This window comes from Acinetobacter sp. AS167 (assembly GCF_037152175.1).
Lineage (GTDB): Bacteria > Pseudomonadota > Gammaproteobacteria > Pseudomonadales > Moraxellaceae > Acinetobacter.
On sequence record NZ_JBBCMP010000002.1, the window covers coordinates 561396 to 573971 of the forward strand.

The window sequence follows — 12576 nt, forward strand, 5'->3', positions numbered from 1 at the left end:
AAAAACATGACAACAGCATGGACAGATGGCTATCAGACCGAAGTAAATTACACCTATGGTTACTATAGAGACTTAAGCCCGAATTACCAAAAGTTTTGCTTGTTACTCAATGGGGTTGATTGTCCACCTACCAATGAACGCCACAAACATTGTGAACTCGGCTTTGGTCAAGGTGTCAGTCTAAATATTCATGCTGCATCCAGTTTTGGTTTATTTTTCGGTACAGACTTTAACCCTGCTCATGCTGCCCATGCCAATGTCTTGGCTGAACAAAATCAAGTCCCACATCACTTTTATGACGCAAGTTTTGAAGAGTTACTCAACAAAGACTTACCGATGTTTGACTCGATTAGTTTACACGGGATCTGGAGTTGGATTAGCCACGAAAACCAGCATATTATTTTGCAATTTATCCGAAAATTTTTAAGCCCCAATGGGATTGTCTATATTAGCTATAACTGCCTGACAGGTTGGGCTGCCAATATGCCAATCCGCGAGTTATTTCACAGTCATTTTAAATTTAATAGCACCAGTACCAACCCGCTACAAAAAGTAAATGATTCACTTAACTTTAGTGAAGAGCTGTTAGCGCAAAATCCCCTATTTGCTCAGAGAAATCCAAATGCACTCAACAAAGTGCAAGACTTAAAAAAACAAAATCCAAACTATTTGATTCATGAATACCTGAATCAAGACTGGCAGTGTTTCTCTTTTCAACAAGTGGTAAGAATTTTAGAAGAAATTAAACTGACCTACGCAGGTTCAACAGATTTAAATTCGCATCTAGATAATATTAATTTTAGTGAACAGCATCAGCAATTTTTAAATACCATTGAACACCCTGTTTTTAAAGAGCAATGCCGTGATTATTTTGCCAATACACAATTTAGAAAAGATTTATATATACGCGGGAAAAACACCTTAACCGCATTAGAAATTCAACATCGCTTGAGAAACACAGCCTTTGTCTTATTAACAGCTCCAGAAAAATTACCAAAAACAATTTCAGGATACTTAGGTGAGTTCGATTTAATCCAAGAGATTTATCAACCACTCGGTGCCTATTTTAAACAATGTGACTATAAGCCACAGACGATTGCAGAACTTGAACAAGCCATCCCTGATATTACCTATTCTAAGTTGCTCAATGCCTTGGTGATTTTATGCCACTTAGGTTTAGCACAACCGTGTCAGGCAGCTTCAAATCAAGATATGGTTGAACATGCTCAGAAATTAAATCGTTATTTCCTTGAGCAAGCTAGCTATCATACCAATTATCAAGTCTTGGCCTGTCCACTAACCGGGATTGGTATTCCAGCCGATCAGTTTACCCAACTCTTCTACCGCGCTCATTTTATCGATGGTTTAGACTCTGCCGCACAATTTGCACAATATGTTTGGGATGTGCTAATCCAATTAGGCTGGTTAGTATTAGATCAACAAGGCAATACTGTTTCAGATCCAAAAACCAGCCTTGAAGTCATTCAAGAGAAAGCTCAATTCTTTCTAGATAGTGATAAACTCAAAATTGCAAAACATTTGAAACTTTTTGCATAGGGTCTGTTTAGACATTTAATCACATGATCAGCTAAGATAAAGCTGATCTTTTTTATTGATGAATTCTCGTGAATCAAATCTCCCCTTCACAATTTATTTTTCCAGATCCAATAGAAGCTGATCCAGATGAACAAGGCTTGATTTGTATAGGCGCAGACTTAGCACCTTCTACATTATATGAAGCCTATACACATGGCTTATTTCCATGGTTTTCCGAAGGTGAGCCAATATGTTGGTGGTGTCCAGAACCTCGTTGCATCATTCGCCCTCAGGATTATCATCCAAGTAAATCACTACTGCGAAATATGAAAAAGTTTGATTATAAAATTACCATCAATCATGCTTTTGAACAGGTCATCCGTTCCTGTTCACTCCCACGTAGCTATGCGGATGAAACCTGGATTTCTGAAGAGATTATTCACGGTTATTGCCAACTGTTTGAGGCTGGCTATGCCTATAGCGTTGAAGTCTGGGATCAAGATAAAATTGTAGGTGGATTGTATGGTGTGACGATTGGGCATGGTTGTTTTGGTGAGTCGATGTTTAGCACTCAAACCGATGTTTCTAAAATGGCTTTTTACACACTGATGTTATTGGGCCGAGAAAATAACTTACCGTGGATTGACTGTCAGTTGGTCAATGATCACTTACTCAGCCTCGGTGCTTGTACACTTTCTCGCCATGAATACCTTAAATCGTTACAAGATGTAATAAAACAACCCTCAATAGATTGGAAAAATTATCAAGAGCGTGTATTTTCAAGTAAAACAATAGCGATTTTATCGCGCTTAATGGAATGAAAATAAAAGGAGGGACATGATTTATGAATTCTTATCATCCTAAGTCCCTATTAAACGACTTACAATACTATATTACGCCACCACATGATTGCAGTTATCTAGAAAATAAATCTGCACGTATGGTGTTTCTCGATCCTGTACATCGTATTGATGTTGTCACACTTTCCGAATTATCGCGTGTAGGTTTTAGACGCAGTGGTGACTTTGTTTATCGCCCTGAATGTCATCTTTGCCGTCAATGTTTATCTTGTCGGGTGCCAGTTGCTGAATTTAAAATGAGCAGTGCTCAAAAAAAAGCATGGAAACGCAATCAAGATTTAACCGTTAAAATTATTTCGACCCAAGAGGCGACACAAACGCATTACCATTTATATGAGCGCTATATTATTGAAAGACATGCTGATGGTGATATGTTCCCACCCAGCTATGACCAATTTGAAAAATTCCTGATCCATAGCTGTACCAACAGCTTTTTCCTTGAACTATGGAAAGATGATCGTTTAATTAGTGTCTCTACCTGCGATCAATTGGATGATGGGGTCTCTGCGGTGTATACCTTCTTTGATCCAAATGAAAGTAAGCGCTCACTGGGGGTTTTTGCGATTCTCAAACAAATTGAATATGTAAAATCGTTGGATTTAGATTTTGTTTACCTCGGGTATTGGGTTCCACATGCTGAAAAAATGAATTACAAATCTCAATATGCACCATTTGAATTATTATTAGATGGGCAATGGCGACGGATCAATCGTCACTTGGAGGCCAAAGAAATTGAAGAATTGGGCGATATGCTGATGACAACCCTGCCTTCAGAATGGAATGAGCCGATTATTAAATAATCGGCTTTCACTGTAAACATTCTATAAATTATTAGAACTTATTTAAATAACTTTGAAAAATCATCACTACAGGATTTGACCATAATAATTGCATGTTCACGGCCACCCTGTTGATTTGGATAATAATTTTTTCTTAAATCAATTTGATGAAAGTTGGCTTTTTCATAAAGCGCAATCGCAGCTTTATTTGACTCACGCACTTCAAGAAAGATTTGTACTGGATTATTTTTTAATAATGCAATTGATTCATCTAACAGTTGATAGCCTAGCCCTTTACCTTGCTGGCTCGGATGAATCGCCATGAGTAATAAATTCGCTTCATCTAAAACAGGTTGCAGAATACAAAAACCCACCACTTGATGGTCTTGCTCAATCACCGTACTTAGATAACTTGTTATGGACTCTTCAAATTGACTTTTTTTCCAAGGATGACTTTGTACCAAGTCTTCAATTTGAGAAACAGTGTGCAGATCTGAAGATTGCATTAAACGAATCATCTGCGTTTATCAACTCAATATAAAAAATGAATTATAAGAAATTAAACCAATAAGTCTAATAAAAAGAGCAACAATTGTTGCTCCTTAATTTAAATACTCACTTTAAAAGCCTTACAGACCCAGTTTCGCTTTCCATGTCTCGAGCAAACTTACAGTATCTAGGTCATTTGGATGGAAACCTGGTTTAAAGTATGCCAACATTTCTTTGGTCATTCCTGTGATAATGCCTTTAGATGGGCTATAAGCATATTTATAAATAATACCGAGCTCTTTTAGGTTGAGCTTTCCATCCTCTTTTAATAAACGCACTACAAAAGATGATTGCGCCATAAAGATCAGTACCATTGCAAAAACTAAAGCTGTCGTACGTAAACCATAAGCTTTGATACCTTTACCAAATACAGCTTCATAAACATCATAAGCTACTGCTTTATGTTCATTTTCTTCCACAGCATGCCAATACCACATATACGACATGGTTGGATCAGTCATTAACTTTTGGATATGTCCATTGACTAACAGTTGCGAAGCAATTGTTGCAGTAAAATGCTCTAATGCAGTCGTCGCGGTTAAATCCACCATTTCTTGAGTCATACCAAATGGTTTGACTGCACGTGCAAACCATTTACGTGCACCCTGAATTAACACACCTGTTTCACGCTCGTATTTCTCAACATCATGACCAAACTTTTTTGCTGAAGCATTAAAGTTTTCATGCTCTTTGGTATGCATGGCTTCTTGACCAATGAAAGCACTAATCTCTTTTTGTAATGCTTCATTGTCCTTAATCGCAGGGTGATAACGCACCGCACGTACTGAGTCGATGAAAAGTTTTTCGCCATCTGGGAACAATGCTGACAATGCAGTCATGAAATGTGTAATACCCGCCGAACCACTTGCCCAATATTCAGGTACGTCGTCAAAATTAAAATCCATACGACGTACAGGGAAAGATGCACCAGCACGGTTTGAAATATTCACTTTTGCATTCATTGCGATTCCTCCTATTAAGTGAGATTCACTTAAATTCTTTATGTTTGTTTTTCTCTTTCTTTATATTACGTTTTTATGAAAGTTTAATAATTGCAGATTAGGTCACACAAATATCAGTTAAGGACAGCTTTTGATAGGTATTGTCTAACAATTTATAGCTGGGTTTATTTTATCGATAAAAAAAGCGCTCCAAAGGAGCGCTCTTTTTACACAATCAGCGATTATGCAGTTACTTTAGCAACTACACCAGCACCAACTGTACGACCACCTTCACGGATCGCAAAACGTAGACCTGGGTCCATTGCGATTGGGTGGATAAGTTCTACTGACATTTCAACGTTGTCACCTGGCATAACCATTTCAACGCCGTCTTGTAATTGGATTGCACCAGTTACATCAGTTGTACGGAAGTAGAACTGTGGACGGTAACCGTTAAGGAACGGAGTATGACGACCACCTTCTTCTTTAGAAAGTACATATACTTCTGCGTCGAATTTAGTGTGCGGCTTGATTGTACCTGGTTTAGCAAGTACTTGACCACGTTGTACGTCTTCACGCTTAGTACCACGTAAAAGAACACCACAGTTCTCGCCCGCACGACCTTCGTCAAGAAGTTTACGGAACATTTCTACGCCAGTTACAGTTGTTTTAACTGTATCTTTAATACCAACGATTTCAACTTCTTCACCGACTTTAACGATACCAGACTCTACACGACCTGTTACCACTGTACCACGACCAGAAATAGAGAATACATCTTCGATTGGCATCAAGAATGCTTTATCGATAGCACGTTCTGGTTCTGGGATATAAGAGTCAAGCGCTTCAACAAGTGAAAGTACAGCTGATTCGCCATATTGACCAGCATCACCATTAAGTGCAGCAAGTGCTGAACCACGGATGATAGGCGTGTCATCACCTGGGAAGTCATAAGTAGATAGAAGTTCACGAACTTCCATTTCTACCAATTCAAGTAATTCTTCATCATCAACAAGGTCACACTTGTTAAGGAATACAAGAATATAAGGTACACCTACTTGGCGAGAAAGAAGGATGTGTTCACGAGTTTGTGGCATTGGACCATCAGTCGCAGCACATACAAGGATCGCACCATCCATCTGAGCAGCACCAGTGATCATGTTTTTAACATAATCGGCGTGACCTGGGCAGTCTACGTGAGCGTAGTGACGAATTGGAGAATCGTATTCTACGTGTGAAGTATTAATTGTAATACCACGTGCTTTTTCTTCTGGTGCAGAATCGATTGCTGCGTAGTCTTTAGCTTCACCGCCGTAAGTTTTTGCACAAATTGTTGCAATTGCAGCAGTTAAAGTTGTTTTACCATGGTCGACGTGACCAATTGTACCCACGTTTACGTGTGGCTTATTACGTTCAAACTTAGCCTTAGCCATGAGAGCTTCCTTTTTAAACTACTCATGCAGGGTCACTGCATGAGCACTTGGTTTTTAACTATGAATTAGTTTGGGCTTATAGTAATCGAAAGATTACTCGTCGTCACCTTTTTTACCGCCAGACTGGAATTTAGAAATGATGCCTTCAGCCACGTTACGTGGAGTTTCAGCATATTTAGCAAATTCCATAGAATATGTCGCACGACCTTGAGACATAGAACGCATTTGAGTCGCGTAACCAAACATCTCAGCAAGTGGAACTTCAGCACGAATTGCTTTAGTACCGCCAGGTAAGTCGTCCATACCCTGAACCATACCACGACGACGGTTTAAGTCACCCATGATATCGCCCATGTAGTCTTCTGGAGTTTCTACTTCAACTTTCATGATTGGTTCAAGCAAGATAGGATCTGCTTTCATGAAACCATCACGGAATGCGTAAGAACCTGCCATTTTGAACGATAATTCGTCAGAATCGACATCATGGTAAGAACCATCAAATAATGTCGCTTTGATACCCACAACAGGGTAACCAGCCAATACACCATTCTTCATACGTTCTTGAATACCTTTGTCAACCGCACCGAAGAATTCTTTAGGTACTACACCACCTACAACTTCTTCAGCGAATTGGTATTCTTTACCAGCTTCTTCAACATCCATAGGCTCTAAACGAACATATACATGACCGAATTTACCTTTACCACCTGTTTGACGTACGAATTTACCTTCTTGCTCAACAGTCTTTTTGATTGTTTCGCGGTAAGCAACCATTGGTTTACCAATGTTCGCTTCAACGTTAAATTCACGCTTCATACGATCAACAAGGATGTCAAGGTGAAGCTCACCCATACCCGCAATAATCGTTTGACCAGATTCTTCGTCTGTGCGTACACGGAACGATGGATCTTCTTTAGCCAAACGACCAAGAGCGATAGACATTTTTTCTTGGTCAGCCTTAGTTTTTGGCTCAACAGCAAGAGAAATTACTGGCTCTGGGAATTCCATACGCTCTAGCGTAATGATGTTTTTCTCATCACACAACGTATCACCAGTTGTTACGTCTTTAAGACCTACACATGCAGCGATGTCACCAGCGCGAATTTCTTCAACGTCTTGACGATCATTTGCGTGCATTTGTACGATACGACCAATACGTTCACGTTTAGACTTAACTGGGTTATATACTGGGTCACCTTGCTTAAGAACACCAGAATAAACACGTACGAAAGTCAAGTTACCTACGAACTTATCGTTCATGATTTTGAACGCTAATGCAGAGAATGGCGCTTCATCAGATGCTTCACGAATCGCTTTAGTTTCAGCTTTGTCGTCAAGAATACCTTCGATAGGCTTAACTTCAGTAGGCGATGGTAAGAATTCAATTACAGCGTCCAACATACGTTGAACACCTTTGTTTTTGAATGCTGTACCACAAAGCATTGGTTGGATTTCGCCAGCCAAAGTTTGTGCACGAATACCCGCAACGATGTCTTCTTTAGAAAGATCGCCTTCTTCAAGGTACTTGTCCATCAACTCTTCAGATGCTTCTGCAGCAGCTTCAACCATATTGGTGCGCCATTCTTCAGCAGATGCTTGAAGATCAGCAGGAATATCACCATATTCGAACTGCATACCTTGAGAAGCTTCATCCCAAATGATTGCTTTCATTTCGATCAGGTCAACAACACCTTGGAAATTTTCTTCAGCACCAATCGGAATCACTACAGGTACAGGATGAGCACCTAAACGAGTACGCATTTGTTCAACAACACGGAAGAAGTTTGCACCAGTACGGTCCATCTTGTTCACGAATGCTAAACGAGGCACTTTATATTTATTTGCTTGACGCCATACAGTTTCTGACTGAGGTTGAACACCACCTACAGCACAGTAAACCATGCACGCACCGTCAAGAACACGCATAGAACGTTCAACTTCAATTGTGAAGTCTACGTGTCCCGGTGTATCAATTACGTTGATACGGTGTTCAGGGAACTGCTTACCCATACCAGACCAGAAACACGTCGTAGCAGCTGAAGTGATTGTAATACCACGTTCTTGCTCTTGTTCCATCCAGTCCATTGTTGCTGCACCGTCATGTACTTCACCAATTTTGTGAGATACACCAGTGTAGAACAAAATACGTTCAGTAGTTGTAGTTTTACCCGCATCAATGTGCGCAGAAATACCAATGTTACGATAACGAGAAATTGGGGTTTGACGAGCCATGATTTCTTGCATTCCTAAATTTTGTTGTTTAAAACAGGACGCATCAATGAAGCATTGATGCGTACGGATACTCAATACGTAATGGGCAACTTAAATACCCGCAAATCCCCCACTTTGGTAGAGGGCGATGTTAAATCGTGCTGCAGTACGCATGAGTATTCTCCTGATTAGGGACTGTTTTAGCCGCTTAGAAGCGGTAGTGAGAGAAGGCTTTGTTAGCTTCAGCCATACGATGCACATCTTCACGTTTTTTGATCGCTGCGCCTTTACCTTCAGCTGCATCAAGCAACTCACCAGCAAGACGTAACGCCATAGTTTTTTCAGAACGCTTAGCAGCAGCATCTACCAACCAACGCATAGCTAAGGCAGTACGACGGGATGGGCGTACTTCCATAGGTACTTGATAAGTAGCACCACCAACACGGCGTGCTTTTACTTCGACCATAGGACGAACTTTTTCAAGAGTAGTCTCAAAAAATTCAACTGGGTCTACTTTGTTTTTTTCTTGAACGCGGTCTAAAGCACCGTAAACGATACTTTCAGCAATAGACTTTTTACCATCTTGCATTACGTGGTTCATGAATTTAGCGATTGTTTGGCTACTGAACTTAGGATCCGGAAGGATTTCACGAGCAGCGACTACGCGACGTCTTGGCATTTTAATCTACCTATAAATATGACACTTCAGGTTTATCCAGCATCAGCACAAAGTGTCGTGTGCTATTCACTGGCCTTACTACACGTCGCTTGAATTTCACAAAATTAATGCAGAAATCAGACAAGCGAGACGCTAAAGGATTGCGGCTCTATCTTCTTAAGAAGCTAATCTTTAAAAGATTATTTCTTAGGACGTTTAGTACCGTATTTTGAACGAGACTGGTTACGATCTTTAACACCAGCACAGTCCAAAGAACCACGAACGGTATGGTAACGTACACCTGGTAAGTCTTTAACACGACCACCACGGATAAGAACAACACTGTGCTCTTGTAGGTTATGGCCTTCACCACCGATATAGCTAGAAACTTCGAAACCTGAAGTTAAGCGAACACGGCAAACTTTACGCATTGCTGAGTTAGGTTTTTTAGGTGTAGTTGTATAAACACGTGTACAAACACCACGACGTTGTGGACAAGCCTTCAACGCAGGAACTTTTGATTTTTCAATCAAAGTTGTGCGACCCTTACGGATCAACTGATTTGTTGTTGCCATATGGCAATTCTCCCGTTAATAAAAAGCCTCAAAAAATTACCACTTTTTGAGGGCATGCAATTGTAAGCCAAGAAGTAAAAATGGTCAACATTCAACATGGTGTCAAATATTGACCATTTCAAGCTTTGGCTGAATAGATGATTCAACCTAATCAGGCTTATTTTCTGATTTTGTTTCAGTAACTTCTTGCGATTTTTCAGTTAATTTTACCACATTTTCTGCAGTCGCTTTAGCTTTTATAGGGGTGCGCTTTTTTGTTACAGTTTTCGCAGGTGCCGATGTTTTCGCTACTTCTTTTGCTTTCTCTGTAGAAGCATTCACTGTTACTGCTTTCTTTTGCCCAGTGCGTTGAGGTTTTACTGGTGTCGCTTTATTTTCCAGTTGAGTCGCATGTTTATCTTCAATGTGAGTTTCAGCCAGTTTTTGAATCCCCTGCCCAACTTTTTCCTCAGCATTGGGCTCTTCAACAGTTTCACTGGTTTTTTCTTTCACTTCAACATGAGTAATTGCTTCATTTTCAACCTGAGGCTCTGCTTTCTCTGTAAGTGTTTGTGCTTTACTGTCGTCTAAAAGCAAGGGATGCGCATCTGAGATCAATTGACTAAATTTTTCATAAGCCTCTAATACATCAATTTTTTCATCAGAATGCTGTAACAAATATTGCCTTGCACCTGAAAATACGATTTGAGCTTTATCAGTTGCATCATCGACTAACTTCCAGCTATATACAGCACTGATTCCCATCGTAGCTAGGGGTGTAAGTCGTGTCAGCAAGCTAAAATGTGGAAGATTATTCATCCACGGCAACTTAAATGTACCATCCTCATTTGCCACCCATTTTTTTAACAGCTCTATATCATTGCTTGAACCTAAAAGCTGTTGCAATTGACTCACATTGTGAGTTTGCAACACCCCTGCAAAAGTTCGTATTGCCGCCATTAATGCGTGTTTTTCAGCAACAGTGCCTAGATCAATTTGTTTAAAGATGTATTCAACAACGGCATGATCTTTTGCATTCAACTCAAAACCATGCGCTCTTCCAGTGTGATAAACACTTCGAAGTGCCAAAGCCAGTGAACTAGGTACATCAAGAATTGCACCTACGCCACCAAACGCACCAGTAACCGCACCTTGAATTGCAGCTATAATTTTATTCTGATTTGCCAATGCAATACTGATTCGTTGTGAACGTTCAGTATCCTTAGCCAATTCTGCCAAGCTTTTTGCACCCACTTCTTTTAGAACAGCATCTACAGACGTCAATTCTGAAACAAACTCATTGAGCTTATCAAAAATAAAATCAGACAATTTATCGTTTAAATCTGGCGAAATAAACGAAGCGACATTATTGATTTTTTTAAAATGTTTCCCCAAAAGCTGTCCCGTTACATTCGGTAGATGTTCTCGTAGCATCTGTTGAGGATTTTCATATTGTTTACGCTCAAAAGCACTTCTTTCTTGAGCAGTACCTTGCACAACGGATTCAACTTTAGGACTGTGGCTCAATTTACTCACCGTACCAGGAGCAACATGATTGACCACACTTAAACCTGTTTCGCTTAGCTTTTTGGCTACGCCAAAAGCATTTGAAATAAATCCGCCGGATTGTTTTTTATTAGAATTTGCCATGTGCACCCTCGTAACTGTGGTTTTTCAAACACTAAAGCTTGTATTAAATAGTTTCTCAACGCTTACATTAATGTACTGATTTGCGAATCAATACAATCACTATTTCACAAAATTTCAATACAGATCATCATACTATACAATTATAAACAATCTAACCCTAGTTCACTTGCAATTACAGTACTCAATTTACTTAAAAATACTTTCTATAACAAACAGATGTCATAATTTGTCGCGAGCGACTTACGTACTAGTGGTCATCTTAGTCTTTGCCAGTTATGATAGATTCATTGGATAAAATATACAGAATCATTATGAAGCAAAATTTTCAAAATCAAATTAAACACAGTTCAGAACAAAAATATCAAGCAGAACTAGAACGCTTAAAAGAACAAGATCAACATAGAAAGCCAGCAGGTTGGCAACTTTCTGCCTACGCTGTTCGCTCATTTATTTTGGGTGATGCCAAACTTGATATTCAAAAAAAATTTTATGGTGACGATGCTTTAGTTGACCGTGCCTTGGTTACCTTGATGGGCAATCAGGGTTTGATGCTGGTGGGTGAACCAGGTACAGCAAAATCAATGCTTTCAGAGCTATTTAGTGCTGCAATTTCAGCCAATTCTCAGCTCACGATTCAAGGAACAGCGGGGACGACCGAAGACCATATTAAATATTCTTGGAACTACGCATTACTTTTATCGGAAGGACCAACAGATAAATCATTAATTCCCTCCCCGCTCTTCTATGCTATGAAAAATGGACAAATTGCCCGCTTTGAAGAAATCACACGTTGCCCACCTGAAATTCAGGATGTATTGGTGTCTTTACTGTCTGAAAAGCAAATGATGATCCCTGAAATGGGACAAGATTTTAGTTTGCAAGCAACACAAGGATTTAACATCATCGCAACAGCAAACTTGCGTGATCGTGGCGTACATGAAATGTCAGCAGCATTAAAGCGTCGCTTTAACTTTGAAACGGTAAAACCGATTCGTGACCAAAAATTTGAAATCGAACTGGTGGGATTACAACTTAAGAACCAGCTTGCTGATTTATACAGTGAAATCCAAGTTCGCCCAGAAGTCATCGAACTCTTGGTGACCATTTTCAATGAGCTTAGAACAGGACAAAGTCTGCAAGGCGCAACACTTAAAACGCCTGATGCTGTTATGTCTACTGCTGAAGCAGTCAATATTGCCCATGCGGCAGGTCTACAAGCCATTTATCTCAGTGATGGAAAATTAAAAGCAGAACACCTCGCACAACAATTGATTGGGGTTGTGTTTAAAGATAATCCAGATGATGCTAAACGCCTGCGTTACTATCTTGATACTGTGGTGAAAGAGCGTGCACGTAAGGATGCTGATTGGAAAAGTTTCTATGAAGCCAGCCGAGAGTTTTAATC

Annotated in this window: 11 protein-coding genes; 4 read left to right on the forward strand and 7 right to left on the reverse strand. The window is 39.8% G+C overall.

Annotated elements, in window-relative coordinates; all coding sequences use genetic code 11:
- Positions 1-6: 6 nt before the first annotated feature.
- The 3 genes from WFN33_RS05870 (at position 7) to WFN33_RS05880 (ending at position 3196) form a co-directional block, all read left to right on the forward strand.
- Positions 7-1557: a class I SAM-dependent methyltransferase gene (locus WFN33_RS05870; protein ID WP_336952047.1), complete on the forward strand. Its 1551-nt coding sequence runs from the start codon at positions 7-9 to the stop codon at positions 1555-1557.
- 68 nt (positions 1558-1625) lie between these two features.
- A complete protein-coding gene (gene aat / locus WFN33_RS05875) occupies positions 1626-2357 on the forward strand; it encodes a leucyl/phenylalanyl-tRNA--protein transferase (protein WP_336952048.1) in 732 nt (243 codons plus the stop codon).
- A 23-nt stretch (positions 2358-2380) separates the two neighbouring features.
- Positions 2381-3196, forward strand: a complete 816-nt coding sequence (locus WFN33_RS05880; protein ID WP_336952049.1) for an arginyltransferase — start codon at positions 2381-2383, stop codon at positions 3194-3196.
- Between the two features lie 38 nt (positions 3197-3234).
- On the opposite strand, the gene rimI is transcribed toward WFN33_RS05880, so the two are convergent.
- The 7 genes from rimI to WFN33_RS05915 form a co-directional block, all read right to left on the reverse strand.
- The gene (gene rimI, locus WFN33_RS05885; protein WP_336952050.1) at positions 3235-3693 is read right to left on the reverse strand and encodes a ribosomal protein S18-alanine N-acetyltransferase; all 459 of its coding nucleotides are present in this window, start codon (positions 3691-3693) and stop codon (positions 3235-3237) included.
- A gap of 111 nt (positions 3694-3804) precedes the next feature.
- Positions 3805-4686, reverse strand: coding sequence for a metal-dependent hydrolase (locus tag WFN33_RS05890; RefSeq protein WP_096735010.1), 882 nt, complete (start codon positions 4684-4686; stop codon positions 3805-3807).
- Positions 4687-4907: 221 nt separating this feature from the next.
- Entirely contained in the window at positions 4908-6098 is a 1191-nt protein-coding gene (tuf, locus tag WFN33_RS05895) for an elongation factor Tu (RefSeq protein ID WP_004723653.1), read from the reverse strand.
- A 93-nt stretch (positions 6099-6191) separates the two neighbouring features.
- Positions 6192-8330 carry an elongation factor G gene (fusA, locus tag WFN33_RS05900; RefSeq protein ID WP_336952051.1) on the reverse strand — a complete coding sequence of 713 codons (2139 nt, stop codon included), beginning with the start codon at positions 8328-8330 and terminating at the stop codon, positions 6192-6194.
- Positions 8331-8517: 187 nt separating this feature from the next.
- On the reverse strand, positions 8518-8988 hold the full coding sequence (rpsG, locus tag WFN33_RS05905; protein WP_004655203.1) for a 30S ribosomal protein S7: 471 nt from the start codon (positions 8986-8988) through the stop codon (positions 8518-8520).
- A 179-nt stretch (positions 8989-9167) separates the two neighbouring features.
- Positions 9168-9542, reverse strand: a complete 375-nt coding sequence (gene rpsL / locus WFN33_RS05910) for a 30S ribosomal protein S12 (protein ID WP_004648013.1) — start codon at positions 9540-9542, stop codon at positions 9168-9170.
- A gap of 147 nt (positions 9543-9689) precedes the next feature.
- Entirely contained in the window at positions 9690-11171 is a 1482-nt protein-coding gene (locus WFN33_RS05915) for an EcsC family protein (protein WP_336952052.1), read from the reverse strand.
- A gap of 311 nt (positions 11172-11482) precedes the next feature.
- Here WFN33_RS05915 and WFN33_RS05920 point away from each other — a divergent pair, with 311 nt between their 5' ends.
- Complete coding sequence (locus WFN33_RS05920) at positions 11483-12574, forward strand: ATP-binding protein (RefSeq protein ID WP_336952053.1); 1092 nt, start codon at positions 11483-11485, stop codon at positions 12572-12574.
- Positions 12575-12576 lie beyond the last annotated feature (2 nt).

Excerpts from the sequence above, each read along its gene's own strand:
- WFN33_RS05870 (WP_336952047.1), top strand. The coding sequence starts at position 7 with ATGACAACAGCATGGACAGATGGCTATCAGACCGAAGTAAATTACACC.
- WFN33_RS05880 (WP_336952049.1), top strand. The coding sequence starts at position 2,381 with ATGAATTCTTATCATCCTAAGTCCCTATTAAACGACTTACAATACTAT.
- rimI (WP_336952050.1), bottom strand. The coding sequence starts at position 3,693 with ATGATTCGTTTAATGCAATCTTCAGATCTGCACACTGTTTCTCAAATT.
- WFN33_RS05890 (WP_096735010.1), bottom strand. The coding sequence starts at position 4,686 with ATGAATGCAAAAGTGAATATTTCAAACCGTGCTGGTGCATCTTTCCCT.
- tuf (WP_004723653.1), bottom strand. The coding sequence starts at position 6,098 with ATGGCTAAGGCTAAGTTTGAACGTAATAAGCCACACGTAAACGTGGGT.
- fusA (WP_336952051.1), bottom strand. The coding sequence starts at position 8,330 with ATGGCTCGTCAAACCCCAATTTCTCGTTATCGTAACATTGGTATTTCT.
- rpsG (WP_004655203.1), bottom strand. The coding sequence starts at position 8,988 with ATGCCAAGACGTCGCGTAGTCGCTGCTCGTGAAATCCTTCCGGATCCT.
- rpsL (WP_004648013.1), bottom strand. The coding sequence starts at position 9,542 with ATGGCAACAACAAATCAGTTGATCCGTAAGGGTCGCACAACTTTGATT.
- WFN33_RS05915 (WP_336952052.1), bottom strand. The coding sequence starts at position 11,171 with ATGGCAAATTCTAATAAAAAACAATCCGGCGGATTTATTTCAAATGCT.
- WFN33_RS05920 (WP_336952053.1), top strand. The coding sequence starts at position 11,483 with ATGAAGCAAAATTTTCAAAATCAAATTAAACACAGTTCAGAACAAAAA.